This is a genomic window from Hymenobacter psoromatis, assembly GCA_001596155.1.
GTDB lineage: Bacteria > Bacteroidota > Bacteroidia > Cytophagales > Hymenobacteraceae > Hymenobacter.
Window position 1 is genome coordinate 3,523,353 of the sequence record CP014771.1, and the last position, 17,945, is coordinate 3,541,297.

Consider the following 17,945-nt stretch of genomic DNA (forward strand, 5'->3'; position numbering starts at 1 on the left):
CCAACAAAAAGGCCATCCAAACCGCTTCATGTGGTAAAGATGACCTTTTTCTGTAAATGGTTGTCAGCAAGCAGCTACCAAGGCAGGTGCTCGGCGTCGTGGAAGTAGCCGCCGGTGGGGCCGTCGGTGGGCAGCAGGGCCAGGCGCACGGCAGTTTTGGCACCCTCGGCCACTTCGAGCGGGGCATTGTCGCCGCCCAGGGCCGTCTTGACCCAGCCAGGGTGCGCGGCATTTACCTTGATGGCCGTGCCCGCCAACTGCTGGGCCAGCACCACCGTCAGCATATTCAGCGCGGCCTTCGACGAAGTGTAGCCCGGCGTGGCCCAGCTACCCCCCTGCCCCTGGCTGATAGCCGTGAGCGACCCCAGAATACTGCTCTGATTCACGATGCGCCCCGCCGGGGCCTGCCGCAGCAACGGCAGCAAGGCCTGCGTAATGGCGTAAGGCCCAATGACATTGGCCTCGTAGGTTTGGCGCAGCGTGTCGGGGCTCACGTCGGGGCCATCGTCGAGCTGCACCCCGGCATTGTTCACCAGAATATCGAGCCGGCCGAAGGTCCGGTCAAAGTAGGGGGGTAGGGCCGCGATGTCGGCGGCGCTGGTCACGTCCAGCTCCACGGCGTGGGCCGCGAGGCCCTCGGCGCGCAGCTGCGCGGCCGGCGCGTCGGCCTTGCCCTGGCGGGCTCCCAGCACCACTATAATGCCCTGCTGACCGAGCTGACGGGCTATTTCCAGGCCCAGGCCCTTATTGGCCCCCGTGATGAGGGCAACTTTTGAAGCGTGCTTTTCCATGCCCCTTTAAAGCCGGCCGGCCCGCAAAAAGTTGGCCCCGCAGTTATGGTCTTTGTGAAGGGAGGTGCTCAATGGAACGTCATTCCGAGCTTGCCGAGGAATCTCGCCCGCGTCGTTGACCGAAGCCCGAACGGCGCGAGCGAGATTCCTCGACAAGCTCGGAATGACGTTCTTTTTTCGTGACGAGTATAACTCAAAAATTCAGGCCGCAGTGAAAGCAGTGGTGCGCCCGCCCTTGCAGGGGGTAGCGCCGCAGCCGCGACAGCAGCGCCACAAACCAGTGCGCCGCCCCCGGCGCGGCCGCCGCGTCGTAGCTCACGTCATGCGAACTGCAGCGCGGACACGCCTGGCCGTCAGCGGTTTCTTCAGTAGGCTCGGCCAGGCCACCGCGCGAGGCCTGCATCACGGTGGGCTCGCGCAGGGCCTCGGCGGCGCGGGCCGCGTCGCGCTCATACACGTGTAGCCGCACGCCGCCCGCCACCGGGCTATACATGCGGTTGAGCGACACCATATTTTCGTTGGTCAGAAAGCATGGAATACCCGCCGCCTCCAGGCGGGTGCGGGCCAGGTGCGCCGCCAGCGGCTCGTAGTACGAGTCGAGCACGATAATATTCTCTGATTTAGGCCCGGTAAAATTAGTAGTCATGAAACAGGAGCGGCTGGCTGGGTGAAACTAGTAAGGCGCTCGTTTTTATACAACAAGCCGCCGCCCATAATCATTTTTTAGTAGCCGCTTGCAGGTCCTTGGCCGTGCGCTGGGCGCGCAGGGTCGTGAACTCGGCCTGCCACGCCCGAATGCGCACCTCGTCGCGGGCCGGCAGGTCGAGGCGCACGCGGGCCAGCTGCGTATTGAGGCGGCGGTAGGTGTCCTGCGCGTAGTCCCAGTCGCGGGCATCCCAGCCAGTGCGGCGCACGCGGGTAGCGCGCAGCAGCTCGCCGTAGGCCTCCGCGATGGTTTGCACGGTGAGGGTAGGAATACGTTCGGCGTAGCTGCCCAGCAGCTGCTGGTCCATTATTTTTTGCTTGCGGGCATCGAGCGGCACCGCCCGGCGGGCGTGGTTGGCCGAGTCGAAGCTGGCCGTTTGGCGGCCCAGCCGGCGCAGGGTGTGGCCCGCCTTGCTGGCAGCCGTATCCAGCTTACTTGCCTCCTGGCGCACTATTTCCTGGCGTTCGCGCGGGGTCGAGTCGCAGCTCGTCAACCCAAATAGTCCGAGCAGGCCAGTGGCCAGCCCCCAGTAGGCAGCTTTCATACCGCCAAGCTACGGCCGGGGCGGGGCTTAGGGTTGCGCCAGCCGAAAATTGAGAGGTAGCTCATATTCCACGGCCACGGCGTGGCTGCCCAGCCGGGCCGGCACCCACTGCTCGGGCACGGTGCGCGCCACGCGCAACGCTTCCTCGTCGCAGCCCGCCCCAATGCGCTGCACCAGGTGGTAGTTGCTCACGCGCCCCAGCGTGTCAATTACGAAGGCCACCACCACTTTGCCCTGCACGTTGCGGCTTATCGCCGCCGCCGGGTACACCAGCCTGGTTGTGTATTCGGCCAGGGCCACGTCGCTGCCGATGAACAGCGGCGGCTGGTCGGGGCGCACGTAGCTCCACTGGCCGGGGCTCACTTCGGCGTGGCACGTCACGTCGGCTCCCGGCCGGAAATAAAGCAGCTTGCCGTGGTCGTAGTCGTAGCGCTGCACCACTACTTTCTCGCCCGAATGCGTGTAGCCATAATATTCCCAGGCACCAATTTTCTTGCCTTTTTCTAAAAAGCCTTTTTCAAATTTTGTGTCCCGCAGACGCTGGGCCTGTCCAGGCTGAGCACTTAGCAAACAGCTTATTAGCACTGAAAATGCACCTAATAAATAACGAGTAGAAAGAATCATAGAATGGGTGGGAAAAGTAGAAAAACACAAACTTAGAACGCCGAATATACACGTTCCCTTCGAACTTGCCAAAGGGGGTAGGGCCGGCCAAAAAAAAGCACCGACCACCCGCGAGGGTAGTCGGTGCTTGCAGTAGCGCCGCCAAGCGGGCCACTAGCGCACTTAGGGCATCAGCACTTTGTTGATGACGTGAATTACGCCGTTACTCTGCATTACGTTGGCAATGGTCACCGTCGCGATGCCGCCTTTCTCGTCTTTCAGCTCGATGTTCTTGCCTTTCATCATGGCCGTCAGGTCTTCGCCCTGCACGGTTTTGAGCATGGCCTTGCCACCGCCAGCCTTAATGGCTTTCATGAGGTCAGCGGCAGTCATGCGGCCGGCTACCACATGGTAGGTCAGGATTTTGGTGAGCGTCGCCTTGTTTTCGGGCTTCAGCAGGGTCTCTACCGTGCCGGCGGGCAGGGCGTTGAAGGCCTCATTGGTAGGGGCGAATACGGTGAAAGGACCGGGGCCCGACAGCGTTTCCACCAGGCCAGCAGCTTTCACGGCGGCCACCAGCGTAGTGTGGTCTTTCGAGTTAACGGCGTTTTCGATGATGTTCTTCGTGGGATACATCTCGGCACCGCCTACCATCACCGGTTTAGCTTTCTGAGCCGAGGCCGTCTGAACGCCGGCCGTGCCAAGCAGTGCCACAATGGCGAGGGTTGCAAATGAGAATTTCATGGGTAAAAAAAAGGTAAAAGAAAAAATAATTTAAGGTTGCAGCCTGCCCCACCTACGGCCCAACCTTACCAAGTAGATTTTGGGTGAGCCAAAAAATATCCTGTAGGAGTTGCAGCAAGTATTCGAAAGCTGCGGTGCCTCGCGGCTGAGTCGGGGGCAGGCCGGCGCATCCCTAAACACGGCCCAATACTCCAGCTTATGCGAGTTATACAAACAATTTTATTTGGTTGTCCAGAATTTTTTTGCTTGAAAATGAAGGCACAAGCTCTCGGAAAGCAAAAAAACAGCGCCCCACCCTTGCCTGCACCCGCCTCTTGCCTACCTTTGCACCACCAACCGCCACCAAGGCGGACAAACCTCAAGCGAGAGTAGCTCAGTTGGTAGAGCGCGACCTTGCCAAGGTCGAGGTCGCGAGTTCGAACCTCGTCTCCCGCTCCAAAAAAAACGCTACCCTCGGGTGGCGTTTTTGGTTTATCCCCTTTATGGCCGCCAATCGAAAATGCCTGAGCACCGACGAAGAGTTTTGCCAGGCAGTGGCCGGCAGCTTGCCGGTGCGGCAGGTGCTGAGCCACATCGGGCTGGTGCCGGCCGGCGGCAATGACAAAACGGTGCATAGCCGCATCGCTAAGCTAGGACTGGATACGAGCCATTTTACGGGGCAGGGGTGGAACCAGGGCGCACGGCACCGAATGTTGAGCCAGCCTTTTTCGTGGCATGGTATCTTAACCGAGAATTCCAGCTAGTCTTCAACCTGCCACCTGCGCAACCTTCTGATTCAACACGGCTTGAAAGAAGCAACGTGTGCGCAATGCGGCTTGCGCGAGTGGCGCAACCAGCCCATTCCATTGGAGCTGCACCACGTCAACGGCATTAACAATGACCATCGCCTCCCTAACTTGCAGTTGCTTTGCCCCAATTGCCACGCGCTGACCAACAATTATCGGGGTAAGAATCAGCGTCGAAACAAAACCTAACTACCTGAGCCAGAGTGGTGTAACCGGTAGCCACGCAGCACTTAAACTGCTGTTTCCTTACGGAAGTACGGGTTCGAGTCCCGTCTCTGGTACGAAAAACCCCGTTTCTACGCTAGAAACGGGGTTTTTATTATTTGGGGGTACAATCTGGGGCATTACCTGCGATGGACATCTGCTCTTCAAAGTAGTTAGCCTTTTTTTAGCTTAATAGCACGCGCAAGTTTCATCATGGCGGCCAGCCAGTCCCCAGGTTTGCACAGCGCTTCGCAGTGCTGGTGCAGTTATAGTGGATGGTAGCTCCCGCCGCCCGTATGGCAGTATAGCGGGCCTTGACGGCTGCGCTTGTGCCGCGCGCGCGCGTCGGGCAGCACCAGATACAAAGCCGTTTTGTGCTCGGGTATGGAGGAATGCCAGTCCGTCAGGCGCAGGATGCCGCTACGGATGCTGGTGTTTTTTCTCCACCTTGAAGTCGCATCAGAGCAGGAACAGAGACTATCGGCAGGGAAAATCCAGGCGGGCGGATGTCTCAGAACACAGCCACTTTTTTGAGGCTCTGGCCCTTCTCAAATCTCCTTAGTGGAGATTATTGTTGCTACGCCCGCGCTACCCCCTATTACCACCAGTATTTTCAGGTCAACCAAGCCGTCTGGTCCTGCGTGATGGGTAAGCCGCCCCATCCGCCGCTCACGCCGGCCCAGTGGGCGCTCTGGGCGGAGCTGGCTGAATTGGGCCGGCAGAAAACCCAGCCTATGGGGCCGACGAACGAAAGCCGCCGCGCCGTGCTAGCGACTGCCCGTGCTAGCCTACGGCACAAATTAGCCGCTGAATTCGGGACCCTTTTTGTGGCTCCTTACTGGTCCCCCACGCTGGCGGGCGTTGAGCTGGCTGCCTCCGGGGGCGCTCCGGAGTGGCGTTTTACCTGCTCACGCAGCGGGCGGCGCAAGCAACAGGGCAATGTCGTTGTCAACTCTGGCAGTGGAAATCAGTCTTCGTACTCGATTAGGAGGGGCGAAGCTATGCCAGGCAAAGGCTACGTAACAGGTGGGCCAAACTTTTAACCGAAGCTGCCTTTTTAAGCAGGCGCGCCGCCGGTCGGGATGGAAACCGCGCCGTAGTGGTGCTGGTAAAAAGCAGTAATTTTAGGTAATGGCAGCGCTTTCTCTTGAACAGCCACTACCGGTTTATTCGCTAGCCCAACCGGCCGTCGGCAGCCGCTTGTTTCAGCTGGCCCGCGTGGAAGGCACGTTGGCCTACGCGGCCGACGTGCTGTTGCCGCACCGCAAGGACTACTACCAGCTGGTTTTCGTGCGGCGCGGCGGCAGCCGGCACTAGGTGGATATGCGGCCCTACGTGCTGCAAGACAACACCTTTTACTTTACGGTGCCCGGCCAGCTGATGGTCAAAGAGGAGCCGCAGCCCCTGTGGGCCACTACCCTGGCGTTCGGCGGGGAGTTCCTCGCTTTGCAGCAGCACACGGCCCTGGCGAAGCTGCCGCTGCTGCAAAACCTGCACGACGCCCATGAACTGCGGCTAACGGCGGCGGACGCGGCCTTCGTCGAGGACCTCCTGGACAAGCTGGCGGCCGAGTACGACCGCCCCCCCGGCCAGTGGCAGCACCGGATGCTGGCCGCCTACCTGGAAGTGTTGCTCATTCACCTGAGCCGGCTCTATACGCAGCAGTTTGCTGCCGCGGCCGTGGCCGACCAGTTGCTGAAAAACTACCGGGCGAAGATTGAAGAGAATTTCCGCGAGCAGCACGAAGTGGGTGCGTATGCCGCTTTGCTGCATATTTCCGCCGGGTATTTGAGTGAGGTAGTGAAAGCGCAAAGTGGCAAGCCGGCCATCACCCACATTCAGGAGCGCCTGGTGCTGGAAGCCCGCCGCCTGCTGTTTCACACCCCCAGCTCGGTGAAGGAAATTGCCTTCGACCTGGGCTTTGCCGATGCTTCCTACTTCACGCGCTTTTTCAACCGCGAAACCGGCGTTACGCCGGCCGGGTACCGCGCCGGCAGCCGGGAAATGTACCGGTGATGCCGAAGAATGTGCTGCTGGCCCGCCAACCGGGGCCGGTAGCTTTGTAGGATAAAACAAGCCCTCATTACCGGAGCCAATAGAAGCAGTGGCCTGGAAGCCGCCTGGCAGTTGCTGCGCGCCGGCTATTACGTGTACCTCGGCAGCCGCGACCTGCCAAAAGGCCAGCAGGCCGTGGCGCAACTACACGCGGAAGGATTAACGCAGGTAGAGCCGGTCGCCATCGATGTGACTGATATTGCCTCCATAGAGGCGGCTCGCGTGGCGGTCGGCCAAAAGACCGACGTGCTCGACGTGCTGATTAACAACGCGGGCATCAACGGCGGGCGGCCCCAAACGGCCCTCGGCACGCCCACCAGCGGGTACAAGCAAGTGTTTGATACTAATGTGTTTGGGGTGATTGACGTAACCCAGGCGTTTATCGACCTGCTGCGGCAGTCGCCCGCGCCCCGCATCGTGAACGTCACGTCCGGCATGGGCTCCCTCACGCTGCACAGCGACCCTACCTGGCGCTTTTACCCCAATAAGGGGGCGGTGTACCACCCGTCCAAAACGGCGCTGAATGCCTATACCGTCATGCTGGCCTACGAGCTGCGCGATACCCCTTTCAAAGTAAACGCCGTGGACCCTGGTTTCACCGCGAGCGATTTCAACAATCACCAGGGCACCAGCACCATCCCCGATGCCGCTGCCCGCCTGGTAAAAGCCGCTACGGCTGGCCCGGACGGCCTGACCGGCCAGTTCTTCAGCGACGAAAACGCGCCGGATACGGGCATCAGCCCGTGGTAAAACTGGCCAGTTGGGGTAGCCCTGGTTGAATTAGAATAGAGCACGCGCCGCTACCTACTGGCGCGTGCTCTATCTTGACAAGTGCCTGACTGGCTGCAAACTGGCTTACCCAGCAGCCTACGCCTTAGCAAGCACCTGGCTTGATGAGTCAGCGTAAACCTAAGGACCTTAGCTTTGCTTTCGTAAGGAACTTACTGGAAGAAACCTATTTTTTCTAATAGCCCGTTGAAACAATGGAAGAAAATGAAGCTAGTGATGCTGCCTATTGCCCGGTCTATTTAACGGGGCTGCGCGACTCAATGGACCTTCTTTCCGGCAAATGGAAAATGCGCATCATCGGCTCCCTCATCTTCGGCAAAAAGCGCTTCATGGAACTCATCAGCCACGTACAGGGCATCGCCGCCAAGATGCTTTCCAGCGAATTGCAGCACCTGGAGCTAAACGGACTCGTTAAACGAACCGTGCTCAATACGAAGCCCATCACGGTAGAATATGAGCTGACCGAATACGGGCATTCGCTCAAGCCCATCATCGACCAACTGGCTACCTGGGGCATCCAGCACCGCCGAAGGGTGAATCAGCGACCCGAACGGCAAGAAAGCGCAGCCTGAGGCTTACCCTGAGTTGCAATAAAGCTGTTTAGGAAGTCTAAAAAACCACTACTGAACGTCATGCTCACCAGGCCCTGGCGGCCGGCGGCCGGCCAGGGCCTGGGCGTGGCCTACTTACCGTAAACGGTTGTCAGGTAGGCTTTCAGGTCGGTGGGCCGGCGGCCGAGCAGCCGCTCGAAGGTGGGGCTAGCAAGGTCAAACTCCCCGTCCTTCATCGCGCCGGCCATGCCCCCTAGCAACTCAATCAGGGGCTCGGGCACCTGGTGCTGGCGCATCCCGGCGGCCATGTCTGCGCCCGAAATAGCGACGTACTCCACGGGCTGCCCGCCGGTCTCGCTCAGCGTGCGGGCCACGTCCTGGAAGGAGTAGGCGGGGCCGGGGGCAATGTCGTAAGTTTGGTTGTCGTGGCCGGTAGTGGTCAGCACGTTGGCCAGGGCCTGCCCGATTTCGTCGCGTAGCGCGTAACTCACCCGGCCCTCGCCGGCGGCGAAGTAGAAACGACCGCTCGGTACCGCCTCCTGGCCCACGAGCATCGGCAGGATGTCGAAGTAGAGCGTATTGCGGAAGATGGTGTAGTTCAGGCCCGAAGCCCGCAAGTGTTCTTCAGTAGCTAAGTGGCCTGGCGAGGCTTCAAACTTAGAAGCCGACGACGGATTGACGATGCTAGTGTACACCAGGCGCCGCACACCGGCCTGCTGGGCCGCGTCGATGGCCTGCCGGTGCTGGCGGATGCGCAGTTCAGTTTCTGTCTCGCTGGTGGAAACGAGCAATACTGTGTCCACGCCCTGAAAAGCCGCGACGAGCGAGGCCGGGTCGTTGTAGTCGCCCTGGCGCACCTGCACGCCAAGGGGGGGTAGGGCGGTGGCTTTTTGCGGGTCGCGCACGACGGCGACGATTTCCTGGGCGGCTACCTGGGGTAGCAGGGCCTGAATGGTGGCGTGGCCGAGTTGGCCCGTAGCGCCGGTGATGGCTAGCATGGGTTGGTTCTTAAAAGGGTGTTGGTTACTTTTGATAACTCAAAGGTATTCGCAGCCCCTAACCTGGCGCAAGAGGGTACGCAATTCTTCCTTAGGCACATGCAGGTAACCGCTGTTGATAATCAGACCCTTGAAAACGGCATCGCCGCCCAAAAAATCCTTGCCGTGCCGGCCGATGGCTTCGCGCTCTGCCCCGTGCGCGACATTCTGGACCGCGTGGGTGACAAATGGTCGCTGCTCTGCATTCTCTACCTGGGCAGCACCGAGCGGCTGCGCTTCAACGAGCTGCGCCACCGCATCGCGGGCATTTCGCAGCGGATGCTCACCGTCACGCTGCGCTCGCTGGAAAACGACGGCTTCGTGCGCCGCACCATATATGCTGAGGTGCCGCCCCGCGTTGAATACCGCCTCACTCCCCTCGGCCAAAGCTTGCTGGGCGCGGTCATCGAACTGGGCAACTGGGCCAAAGACCATGCGCCCGCCATTGCCGAAGCCCGCCAGCGCGTAGCAGCTTCGCTGGCGGCCTCGGCGACCCCGGTTTAGGTGCCCGGAACGCGCGGCGCGGCGGGCCGCTGTCCTATGCCAGGAGCACAGCAAAAACGCTGGGGTAGTAGTAGTTAACAGCTTCGCCGGTTAGCTTGGCGCGTCGTGCTTATTGATGAAAATGATAAGCTAAATAGCCACGTCTCCCCCGCTAATATGGATACGGCCCAACTGCCCCATAATTTTTGCGGCGTTCCCATACCCGCCGTTGGTTTCACTGGGGTGGGTAGCACGAGCCTTTGTTTAGGAGGCTGCTACAAGTTGGTGGGAATAGCTATTTCCTTTTCCAGTCTAAGTACCCGTTGCTAATTAGTTTGCTATAAAAGAACGTCATGCTGAGCTTGTCGAAGCATCTCTACCACGAGAGTAATCTCAACGTTTAGAGTGAGTTACGCAGTAGAGATGCTTCGACAAGCTCAGCATGACCGTCTACTTTACCATGAACTGTGTTAGAATTTAAGAGGCCTGGGCCAGTTTCGAGCAAAAATCAGCTTGGTAGGGCACACCCGATTTGATAATAGCAAAGGCCTGCTTGAGGAGTTTGTTGCAGACGGCAATCAGGGCTAGTTTCTTGTTCTTGCCTTTGGCCACTAGGCGGTCAAAAAGGGCCGCACAAGCCACGTTCGTTTTCTTGGCCGAAAAGCTGCACATAAAGAGCTTGCCGCGAATCAGCCCCCCACCCATTTTGGTGATGCGCACCTTCCCGCGGATACTCGTGCCCGAGGTATGCTCGCGGGGGGAGAGACCGGCTAAGGCAATGACTTGCCGGTAGTTATCGAAGTGAGTGAAGCCGCCGACAAAGAGCAGTAGCATGCCCGCTGTTTTGCGCCCAATGCCAGGAATGGAGCACAACAGCGTCATTTCCTGCGCAAAGCGCCGTTCTAACAGGGCCAGTAGTTCGGCCTCTACCGCTTCCACTTGCTGCGTTAAGGTCTTGAGCAGCTGCTGAAGCCGTTTCAAAGCGAGTTTGCTCACAATAGGTTGGTGCTGTAAGGCTTCCAACGAGTTGCTAATCATCACTTTTTGCTTGAGTAACTGCTCATTGACCTGTTCTAGGTGCCGGCACTCGACCAGGACCGCTTCGTCCGGCTGCCAGACTTTCAACGGCTGTTGCTGACCATAGCGCAACAACCACTGCGCATCTTTGCGCTCGCTTTTGCCCTTACCTAAGTGCAGTTGAATGAAGCGTCTAATTACCAGCGGATTGAGCACGGCCACCTGTCCGCCCTGTTCATGCAGGTAGTAAGCCAGGGCCAGATTATAGGTGCCCGTGGCTTCCATCACAAACTGGCACTGCCCGCCGCACGCCTTCACTAGCTGCTGAAAGCCCGCTTTGGTATTGCTGACTTCCAGGTGCTTAATCTGGTCATTTACTTGATAACAGACGGCCAGCGTGGCTTTGCTCACGTCCAGGCCGACAACGGGTAACGAAGAGGCGATAACCATTAAGTACAGCAGTAAAAGAGTGGAGAAAAAGTAGTAAAAAAGGACTTCTAGGGTGTCTTTTACTATCCTGATACAGGCTCGGTGGCCTACTGGAACTGTCCAAAGTGACCCTAAAAAAGAGCGGGGATTGTCATGTTAAACGGGCTCCAACGCCCCATAAGATTAGAATCTTATTCCGCTCCTTTCCTTTCATTGGCCCAAATTAGAGGGCGTACCTGAACATAGGATAAACTATTTACCAACGGGTACTTAGTCTGGGCGACCACAGTATCATTGGTCCCGGCGGTGTTCAGGTAACGCAAACGGGAAGTGGCATTTATCATGATGAATTACCGGAAATCCCTGGCACCAATTGCCATGCTTTTCAGATTTGGATAAATCATGCTGCCAAGGACCGGTTGGTTGAGCCGAAAGCCCTTCATCTGCCTGCAAAAGAGGTACCCGAGTTCAAAACCGAGAAGGTTCTGCTGCGGGTAATTCAGGACAACTACCAGGATTTACAATCGCCGATGAAATTGGTAACCGAAACGTTGCTTTTCGATGTCACGATGCAACCAAATGCTACCCTTGAATTAGCAGCCAGGGAAATGGCCTTTATCTACTTGATTTCGGGCAAGATTGTGGTGGATGGCAAAGAAATAGCCGGCCCCAGTCTGGTTAAATTTGAAAATGAAGGCGATAGCATACAGATAACAACAAGCGGAGAGAAAGCAAATTTTATGTTTGCTTCCGGCACCCCGCACCATGAGCCTATTATCTACGGAGGACCTTTTGTGATAGAGTTACTAACTACTTATTATCAATCACTTAACTTATAAACCTGTCATTTTGTAATTTGCTAATGCGGTGCAAATTCGTATGGCATCGGTAAACTTAGCCTTTTGTCTCATTCGGTTTTCGATGCGTAATATAAAGAATGATTTCACCTTAGCAATGGCATTTTCAACAGCTATTCTTACCTGTGAAAAGAGCGAATTAATTGCTTTTTGTAGCTTAGTTAAGGGATGATATTTGCTCGCTTTATACGGAATCCAAACGTCTTTGCATTTGACTGCTTTTGTTATGCCTGTAAAGCCAGAATCGACATGCAGCCGATACGCACTCAAATCAATTCCGCCAAAAATATCTTTAAAAATAGTAAAATCATGTACATGCCTAGGGTAGGCCTTGCTAATGAATAAAATTCGCTTATCAAGGGTGCAAATAATTAGCCATTTTAGGGTGTGAAATTTTTTTACCACTGCAATGCTATTTTTGAACTTGCTGATTAACAGCGCGTTCGATTGGCACTTCGGTTACATCAATCACCAGGTCAGTTATGCCTGCAAATTGCTCATTAACGGCCTCCTGATTCCTTTCCATAAAAGTATTTTGTACTTTTTGCTGTTGTAAAGCCGCTTGTAAGTGAGGCTTAAGGAGTTCCAGATACATGCTGGCGTTCGCGTCTGAAATACCAAAATACATGCCCATATTTTGAAGAGTGGGATACGCTTTATGATAGTGCAAAACAAAAAAAGTGCCTCTCTTTTGTCCGTTAAAACAGGCTGCACCTGCCGGGCATAACGTGGGGATTCCTTGGGAATATATAAAGGAGCGAAATGCTCATAAAGTGCCGAAAACTCTACTAGCGAAAGACCAGTTGCTGCTTTGTACTGCCTATCATTGATAGCGTTGTGATAAATGCTGGATGGCATAGAAAATGCTTGTTGTAAGTAGAATTTATTAGTTATGTACGTAAAAACTTGCTAATCAGTTGTTAGCAAGTCTGATGACTACTCAGCAACAAATGCAGGAAACCCGCCAGCGCCAGCAACGAGGTGAAATGGGTTTTTTGCTTCCAGTATAACCTTAAAATAAGTTGGTTGCCTCTTTAATCACTGATGTTACGCCACGGGGAGTAGCGCGAACTTTGTAGTTCGCGTCCCCGCGCCGTTAAAGCCAGTAGAACGGCGCGGGGACGCGAACTACAACGTTCGCGCTACTCCCCGTTACCATCTCGAATAAGGTAGTGCGTAACATCAGATGAGTAACCGGATGAATAAACGTGGCTTTTGGCCCTTCCAACCGCGCCGGCCCGACGGGCAGACTAAACGCATTTGGCTAGCGTGCTATCAGCAGACCTTTGCGGGCATGTCCCTGCTCACGCACTTGGCCGAGGTACCCGATTTTCGCCAGCCTGGCCGCAATTTTCGTCACCCCCTGCTTTCCATTCTCGTTATCAGTGTATTAGCCGTCTTGTGCGGGGCCGACGATTTCGAAGATATAGCCGACTTCGGCCAGCAAAAACAGGTTCCCCTAGCCCGCCACCTGGCCCTGCCCCACGGCGTGCCCGCCGCCGACACGTTCCGCCGCGTCTTTCAGCACCTGGACGCGGCGGCTTTCAACGCCGCCTTTTTGAACTGGGTACGCCAGTTGCTGCCCGCCCCGGTCGCCGCCCAGGTCTGCGTGGACGGGCAGACGTTGCGCGGCAGCGGCCCGCAGGCGCTGCACGTAGTCTCGGCCCTGGCCCGCGCCGAGGGCCTCTGCCTGGCGCAGGTGGCGACCAGGGGCAAGGGGCAGGAATTGGCCGCTATTCCCGACGTGCTGGCCCTGCTGGACTTGTCGGGCGGGGCGCTCGTCAGCCTCGATGCGCTGGGCTGCCAGCCCGCCATCGCCGCCCAGATTGGCAACCAGGGTGGCCATTACCTGCTGGCCCTCAAGCAGAACCAGCCCACTCTGTGCGCCGAGGCCGAGCGAGCGTTGGCCGGCGTTCGGCCCCAGGCTGAGGCCACTGGCTGGGCCAGCCACAACACACCCGTGCGCTGGCAAGTGGCCGTGCAGACCGACCTGCGCTGGGTCAACGAGGATGGGCGCTGGCCGCAGCTGGCGGCCCTGGTGCGGGTGGAAACGGTGCGCTATCCGGCCGGTAGCCCGCCCCAGGCCCAGCCCCCGCGCTACTACCTCAGCAGCCAGCCTGAGCTAACGGCGGCCCAGGCCCTGACGGCCGTGCGGGGACACTGGGCCGTAGAAAACCAACTGCACTGGCACTTGGATGTGACCCTGCGGCAGGACGCCCACCGCCTACGCGACGAGCGAGCCGCCGAAAATCTGGCCCTGGTGCGCAAAATGGCCCTAAATCTGCTGCGCGCCGATCCCTCGTCCGGCAGTCTGAAAGTCAAGCGCAAGCGCTTGGGCTGGAGTGATACCCATTTAGAGGCCCTCTTGGCCCAGATTGCCAAATGCGGTTAGTCTGCCGGTATGGTACGCTAAGTAGATTACTCGCTTAATCCACGTTACTTTGCTTTCTTTAGCTAACCCGAAGCAGAGGCTCGATTAGGATGCTAGCTAGTACCCGTGTTCGGCAGGAAGTATCATGAACCGTGTTGACCGCCTGTTTGGCATCATTATCCTGCTGCAAGCCCGCAAATACGTGCCCGCGGAGCGGATAGCTGAGCAGTTCCATATCAGCGTCCGCACGGTGTATCGCGATATCAAAGCGCTGGCTGAGCAGGGAATCCCCGTCAGTTTCGAGGTGGGGCGGGGCTATTTCCTGGTGGCGGGGTATTTTTTACCCCCGGTAGGCTTTACCGCCGACGAAGCCAATGCCTTAATCCTGCTCGGAACCCTGGGTACGGCCCTGGCCGACCAGTCCATTCAGCCGCACGTGATAACTGCCCTGCAAAAAGTAAAAGCCGTCCTCCGTGGCCCCGACCAGGACCGACTGGGGCAACTAGCGGACAGTATTCGGTTGCGGGTGCCGGAATACCGGGAGGGTAATACGAACTATCTGTCTACTATTCAAGCCGCTATCGCCAGTCACTACGTGCTGGAACTAGCGTACCAGGACAAAGCAGGCGAGCGTACCCAACGCCGAATCGAACCCATCGGCCTAGTGTTCTACAACTTCGCCTGGCAACTGGTAGGCTGGTGCCAGCTGCGGGGGGGCTACCGCGAGTTCCGGGTGGCCCGCATCCACCGGCTGACGGCGACAACCCAGCCGTTCACTAACCAAGCCCCGCTCTCCCTGGCCGAGTACCTGGCCCGTCTGAATCTACCCCACGCAGGCTAATTTTTTCGCCGGGTTACCGAGGACTGCCATAGGGTTGTCAGTGCGCGTACCGCTCTTTGTGGTATCCACTCCCTTTTTCACCCCTATCCCATGAATTTCACTTCTGTTCGTCTTATCACCGCTGATTTTGAACGCCTGTTTAGCTTCTACGAGAAAATTAGCAGTCAGCCATTTACGCGCTACACGCCCAGCTTTGGCGAGTTGCACACTAGCGGGGCTACGCTGGCCATCGGCGACACCAGCACCCTGGCCCCCTTTGGCGGGGAGCAAGTGGCCAGCCCCGCCACCAACCGCACGGCCATCCTGGAATTCCGGGTGGCCGATGTCGATGCCGAGTACCAGCGCCTCGCCCACCTGCTAGGCGAAGCGGTGGTACAAGCCCCCACTACCATGCCTTGGGGTAATCGTTCGCTGCTCTTCCGCGACCCCGATGGCAACTTACTCAACTTCTTCACACCCGCCACCCCGGAGGCTATCGAGAAGTTCGCCAGCCAGCCGGTGGATTAACGAATCCGGCCCTCAAGGATAGTAAAAGCCCTCCGCTAAAACCAATATTTTCGCGGAGGGTTTTTACATTTATTTCAGTTAGTATGTTGTTTTACAATATGTTAGCTAAAAAAATTTCTTCCGCGACAAGCCGGACGCCCGTCTTTGTCAATAATCAGAAAATCAACTGATTAAGTGCCTAACAAGTAAATCCGCCTGTCTGAAAAATGAACCTCCGTAAGGCACTTCTCGAGTCCGAAACCAGCCGTTGACGGGCCAGGCAGCCGGGGCTAGGCCGCGTCGTCTTCGCTTCGCAGCAGGTGGAAGGCCCCCGCTGGCGAAAAGCCTGAATGGTGCAGCCGTACATTTTCTTGGAGGTGCGCGAAAAGTGACGCGTGTCGGTGAAGCCCCGCTCGGCGGCAATTTCCTTGGTCGAGCTGTCGGAATGCAGCAGGCAGGCTTCGGCCAGCTTCAGGCGCGAGGTAGTAAGGTAGGTTTGCAGCGACTCGCCAGCGTGGGCGCGGAAGTACTCGCTGAAGTTGGTGGGCGATATATTGGCCTGCTCGGCCAGGGCGAGTACGCGCAGCGCCGCGTAGTCAAACGACCTTTTAACCAAGGCCACCCCTATCGTCATTTTGACTAAAACAAAGGGCATTTTGGTTAAGCCGATTTTTCAGGCAGCAGCGACCTTTGTACCGTCAACAAACCGAAAATAACTCCTTATGAAAGCGATAAGAATTCATGCTTTTGGCGGACCGGAGGTCCTGCAACTAGAAGACATCGCCCGACCGGTGCCAGCGGCGGATGAAATTTTAATCAAGGTGTATGCCTGCGGCGTAAACCCGGTGGACTGGGTTATTCGAGATGGCAGCAGCGAGGTCATGAAGTCGTTTTTGACTTTGCCGCTGACCCTGGGCTGGGATGCGGCCGGCATTGTGGAAGAAATAGGCAGCGAGGTAACCACCTTTCAAAAAGGCGATGCCGTGTATGGGGAGCCTAATTTTCCCGGTGATGGCAGCTATGCCGAATACTGCGCGGCCAAAGCCAGTCAATTTGCCCTCAAACCGAAGACCATCAGCTTTAACGAAGCGGCGGGAGTACCGCTGGCTGGTCTCACGGCCTGGACGGCCCTCTTTGAGCAAGGTAAGCTTCAGCCCGGCCAACGCATCTTAATTCAAGGGGCCTCGGGGGGGGTAGGCGGCTTTGCAGTGCAGTTTGCCAAAGCGAAGGGGGCGTATGTAATCGGTACCACTTCGGTCAGCAACCTGGAGTACGTCAAGCAACTGGGGGCCGATGAGGTCCTTGATTACCGGAGCCAGCGGGTAGAAGAGCTGGTGCATGACGTGGACGTAGTGTTGGAAGCGTCGCCCCTGCGCGATAACGCGGAGCGCCTGAAAACGGTAGCCGTCCTGAAAGACGGGGGAATCTTCGTGACGGTTAACCTGGATTTTCCGTTCAACGAGGAAGTCACCGCCGCCCTGGCCCAGAAAAACGCCACCGGCGAGCTATCGGCCAACCAACCCCGGCAGGAATGGCTCGCCGAAATGGCGGAGCTGATTGATGCCGGCAAGGTGAAGGTGCTCATCAGCCAGGTGTTTCCGCTGGCGCAGGTGGCGGAAGCCCACCGCGAAAGCGCCACCTTGCGGGTCCGGGGCAAGCTCGTGCTGGAAGTCAGAAAAGAAAGCGAGCCAGCATGAGGCGTTTTCAAACGATAAGCGAATTTCACGAGTTCAGGCAGTTGCCTAAACCCCAGCATCCGCTCATCAGCGTAGTAGATGTAGGCACGGTTCCGCCGCCGGGTGAGGACGAGCCGAGTAGTTTGCTACTGGATTTTTACACTATTTCGGTCAAAAGAATACGCAACGTCCACGTAAAATACGGGCAGCATCCGTTTGACTTTAAGGAGGGCATCCTGTCCTTTATGGCACCCAACCAGGTGTTTAGCCTGGCGGTTGATAACAAAGACGAAGCAGTAGAACAGTCAGGGTGGGTGATATTCATCCACCCTGATTTTCTTTGGAATACGCCGCTGGCCACCACCATCAAGCAGTACGATTTTTGGGATTACGCGCTCCACGAAGCCTTATTTCTTTCGGCCAAGGAAGAAGCGACCATCCTGCATATCATTCTGGCGATTGAGCAAGAGTATAGTGCTAATATTGACCGGTTTAGCAAGCAAATTATCATCTCGCAGGTGGAGGGTTTGCTGAATTACGCCGACCGGTTTTATCATCGCCAGTTCCTTACCCGAGAAAAAGCCAACCACCAGGCACTGGAACAATTGGAAAAAGTACTGCATAATTATTTCAACAGCACTGATTTAGCAGCACGAGGCTTGCCAACCGTGCGATACGTAGCCGAACAGTTGCATATTTCACCCAGGTATTTAAGTGCTTTATTGCGCGTAGCAACCGGGCAAAACACCCAGCAGCACATTCATGCGAAGCTGATAGCCAAAGCCAAAGAAAAATTATCAACTACGACCCTGACAGTAAGCGAAATTGCTTACGAGCTGGGGTTTGAGCATTTGCCTTCGTTCAGTAAGCTATTCAAGACCAAAACGAGCCTGTCACCTTTGGAATTTAGAGCTTCTTTTAATTGACCGAAAGACGGACTAGCGCCCTGTTTGCCTACTTTTTAACAACGCCCGAC

Annotated in this window: 19 protein-coding genes, 2 tRNA genes and 1 pseudogene; 14 read left to right on the plus strand and 8 right to left on the minus strand. The window is 56.9% G+C overall.

The window, feature by feature from the left end; all coding sequences use genetic code 11:
- Positions 1 to 74 precede the first annotated feature (74 nt).
- The 5 genes from A0257_15025 to A0257_15045 form a co-directional block, all read right to left on the minus strand.
- Positions 75 to 791 carry a short-chain dehydrogenase gene (locus A0257_15025; protein ID AMR28270.1) on the minus strand — a complete coding sequence of 239 codons (717 nt, stop codon included), beginning with the start codon at positions 789 to 791 and terminating at the stop codon, positions 75 to 77.
- A 193-nt stretch (positions 792 to 984) separates the two neighbouring features.
- Positions 985 to 1,437, minus strand: a complete 453-nt coding sequence (locus tag A0257_15030) for a hypothetical protein (GenBank protein ID AMR28271.1) — start codon at positions 1,435 to 1,437, stop codon at positions 985 to 987.
- A 70-nt stretch (positions 1,438 to 1,507) separates the two neighbouring features.
- Positions 1,508 to 2,041 (minus strand): hypothetical protein, encoded by a 534-nt coding sequence (locus tag A0257_15035; protein AMR28272.1) that lies wholly within the window; start codon positions 2,039 to 2,041, stop codon positions 1,508 to 1,510.
- Positions 2,042 to 2,068: 27 nt separating this feature from the next.
- A complete protein-coding gene (locus tag A0257_15040) occupies positions 2,069 to 2,611 on the minus strand; it encodes a hypothetical protein (protein AMR28273.1) in 543 nt (180 codons plus the stop codon).
- A 216-nt stretch (positions 2,612 to 2,827) separates the two neighbouring features.
- Entirely contained in the window at positions 2,828 to 3,388 is a 561-nt protein-coding gene (locus tag A0257_15045) for a fasciclin (protein AMR28274.1), read from the minus strand.
- A gap of 362 nt (positions 3,389 to 3,750) precedes the next feature.
- Here A0257_15045 and A0257_15050 point away from each other — a divergent pair.
- The 7 genes and pseudogenes from A0257_15050 to A0257_15080 all read left to right on the plus strand — a co-directional run bounded on the left by A0257_15050 (position 3,751) and on the right by A0257_15080 (position 7,793).
- Positions 3,751 to 3,826 (plus strand) — tRNA-Gly (locus A0257_15050).
- A gap of 44 nt (positions 3,827 to 3,870) precedes the next feature.
- On the plus strand, positions 3,871 to 4,131 hold the full coding sequence (locus A0257_15055; protein ID AMR28275.1) for a hypothetical protein: 261 nt from the start codon (positions 3,871 to 3,873) through the stop codon (positions 4,129 to 4,131).
- Positions 4,132 to 4,370: 239 nt separating this feature from the next.
- Positions 4,371 to 4,457 (plus strand) — tRNA-Leu (locus A0257_15060).
- Positions 4,458 to 5,021: 564 nt separating this feature from the next.
- Entirely contained in the window at positions 5,022 to 5,420 is a 399-nt protein-coding gene (locus tag A0257_15065) for a hypothetical protein (GenBank protein AMR28276.1), read from the plus strand.
- A gap of 88 nt (positions 5,421 to 5,508) precedes the next feature.
- A pseudogene (locus tag A0257_15070) lies at positions 5,509 to 6,393 on the plus strand (AraC family transcriptional regulator).
- Between the two features lie 51 nt (positions 6,394 to 6,444).
- Positions 6,445 to 7,182 carry a short-chain dehydrogenase gene (locus tag A0257_15075; GenBank protein ID AMR28277.1) on the plus strand — a complete coding sequence of 246 codons (738 nt, stop codon included), beginning with the start codon at positions 6,445 to 6,447 and terminating at the stop codon, positions 7,180 to 7,182.
- A 233-nt stretch (positions 7,183 to 7,415) separates the two neighbouring features.
- A complete protein-coding gene (locus A0257_15080) occupies positions 7,416 to 7,793 on the plus strand; it encodes an HxlR family transcriptional regulator (GenBank protein AMR28278.1) in 378 nt (125 codons plus the stop codon).
- Between the two features lie 110 nt (positions 7,794 to 7,903).
- Here A0257_15080 and A0257_15085 read toward each other — a convergent pair whose 3' ends face one another.
- A complete protein-coding gene (locus A0257_15085) occupies positions 7,904 to 8,770 on the minus strand; it encodes a hypothetical protein (protein ID AMR28279.1) in 867 nt (288 codons plus the stop codon).
- Positions 8,771 to 8,869: 99 nt separating this feature from the next.
- Between A0257_15085 and A0257_15090 the strand changes: the two genes are divergently transcribed.
- Positions 8,870 to 9,313 carry a transcriptional regulator gene (locus tag A0257_15090; GenBank protein AMR28280.1) on the plus strand — a complete coding sequence of 148 codons (444 nt, stop codon included), beginning with the start codon at positions 8,870 to 8,872 and terminating at the stop codon, positions 9,311 to 9,313.
- A gap of 456 nt (positions 9,314 to 9,769) precedes the next feature.
- Here A0257_15090 and A0257_15095 read toward each other — a convergent pair whose 3' ends face one another.
- Positions 9,770 to 10,759 (minus strand): hypothetical protein, encoded by a 990-nt coding sequence (locus tag A0257_15095; GenBank protein ID AMR28281.1) that lies wholly within the window; start codon positions 10,757 to 10,759, stop codon positions 9,770 to 9,772.
- A 398-nt stretch (positions 10,760 to 11,157) separates the two neighbouring features.
- On the opposite strand from A0257_15095, the gene A0257_15100 reads away from it, so the two are divergent.
- From A0257_15100 to A0257_15115, 4 genes are all read left to right on the plus strand, one after another.
- Positions 11,158 to 11,577: a hypothetical protein gene (locus A0257_15100; protein ID AMR28282.1), complete on the plus strand. Its 420-nt coding sequence runs from the start codon at positions 11,158 to 11,160 to the stop codon at positions 11,575 to 11,577.
- 1,312 nt (positions 11,578 to 12,889) lie between these two features.
- Positions 12,890 to 13,987: a hypothetical protein gene (locus tag A0257_15105; protein AMR28283.1), complete on the plus strand. Its 1,098-nt coding sequence runs from the start codon at positions 12,890 to 12,892 to the stop codon at positions 13,985 to 13,987.
- Positions 13,988 to 14,111: 124 nt separating this feature from the next.
- Positions 14,112 to 14,807 carry a DNA-binding transcriptional regulator gene (locus A0257_15110; GenBank protein ID AMR28284.1) on the plus strand — a complete coding sequence of 232 codons (696 nt, stop codon included), beginning with the start codon at positions 14,112 to 14,114 and terminating at the stop codon, positions 14,805 to 14,807.
- A 90-nt stretch (positions 14,808 to 14,897) separates the two neighbouring features.
- Positions 14,898 to 15,314: a glyoxalase gene (locus A0257_15115; protein ID AMR28285.1), complete on the plus strand. Its 417-nt coding sequence runs from the start codon at positions 14,898 to 14,900 to the stop codon at positions 15,312 to 15,314.
- 178 nt (positions 15,315 to 15,492) lie between these two features.
- Here A0257_15115 and A0257_15120 read toward each other — a convergent pair whose 3' ends face one another.
- Entirely contained in the window at positions 15,493 to 15,927 is a 435-nt protein-coding gene (locus tag A0257_15120; GenBank protein ID AMR28286.1) for a hypothetical protein, read from the minus strand.
- Positions 15,928 to 16,015: 88 nt separating this feature from the next.
- On the opposite strand from A0257_15120, the gene A0257_15125 reads away from it, so the two are divergent.
- Positions 16,016 to 16,990 (plus strand): alcohol dehydrogenase, encoded by a 975-nt coding sequence (locus A0257_15125; protein AMR28287.1) that lies wholly within the window; start codon positions 16,016 to 16,018, stop codon positions 16,988 to 16,990.
- Positions 16,987 to 17,895 carry an AraC family transcriptional regulator gene (locus tag A0257_15130; protein AMR28288.1) on the plus strand — a complete coding sequence of 303 codons (909 nt, stop codon included), beginning with the start codon at positions 16,987 to 16,989 and terminating at the stop codon, positions 17,893 to 17,895. The genes A0257_15125 and A0257_15130 overlap by 4 nt, the downstream gene beginning before the upstream one ends.
- Positions 17,896 to 17,945 lie beyond the last annotated feature (50 nt).

Bases quoted from the DNA above. Each gene is read 5' to 3' on its own strand.
- A0257_15080 (AMR28278.1), top strand. From the start codon at position 7,416: ATGGAAGAAAATGAAGCTAGTGATGCTGCCTATTGCCCGGTCTATTTA.
- A0257_15095 (AMR28281.1), bottom strand. From the start codon at position 10,759: ATGGTTATCGCCTCTTCGTTACCCGTTGTCGGCCTGGACGTGAGCAAA.
- A0257_15065 (AMR28276.1), top strand. From the start codon at position 5,022: ATGGGTAAGCCGCCCCATCCGCCGCTCACGCCGGCCCAGTGGGCGCTC.
- A0257_15030 (AMR28271.1), bottom strand. From the start codon at position 1,437: ATGACTACTAATTTTACCGGGCCTAAATCAGAGAATATTATCGTGCTC.
- A0257_15085 (AMR28279.1), bottom strand. From the start codon at position 8,770: ATGCTAGCCATCACCGGCGCTACGGGCCAACTCGGCCACGCCACCATT.
- A0257_15090 (AMR28280.1), top strand. From the start codon at position 8,870: ATGCAGGTAACCGCTGTTGATAATCAGACCCTTGAAAACGGCATCGCC.
- A0257_15125 (AMR28287.1), top strand. From the start codon at position 16,016: ATGAAAGCGATAAGAATTCATGCTTTTGGCGGACCGGAGGTCCTGCAA.
- A0257_15130 (AMR28288.1), top strand. From the start codon at position 16,987: ATGAGGCGTTTTCAAACGATAAGCGAATTTCACGAGTTCAGGCAGTTG.
- A0257_15055 (AMR28275.1), top strand. From the start codon at position 3,871: ATGGCCGCCAATCGAAAATGCCTGAGCACCGACGAAGAGTTTTGCCAG.
- A0257_15035 (AMR28272.1), bottom strand. From the start codon at position 2,041: ATGAAAGCTGCCTACTGGGGGCTGGCCACTGGCCTGCTCGGACTATTT.
- A0257_15120 (AMR28286.1), bottom strand. From the start codon at position 15,927: ATGACGATAGGGGTGGCCTTGGTTAAAAGGTCGTTTGACTACGCGGCG.
- A0257_15105 (AMR28283.1), top strand. From the start codon at position 12,890: ATGTCCCTGCTCACGCACTTGGCCGAGGTACCCGATTTTCGCCAGCCT.
- A0257_15115 (AMR28285.1), top strand. From the start codon at position 14,898: ATGAATTTCACTTCTGTTCGTCTTATCACCGCTGATTTTGAACGCCTG.
- A0257_15110 (AMR28284.1), top strand. From the start codon at position 14,112: ATGAACCGTGTTGACCGCCTGTTTGGCATCATTATCCTGCTGCAAGCC.
- A0257_15025 (AMR28270.1), bottom strand. From the start codon at position 791: ATGGAAAAGCACGCTTCAAAAGTTGCCCTCATCACGGGGGCCAATAAG.
- A0257_15045 (AMR28274.1), bottom strand. From the start codon at position 3,388: ATGAAATTCTCATTTGCAACCCTCGCCATTGTGGCACTGCTTGGCACG.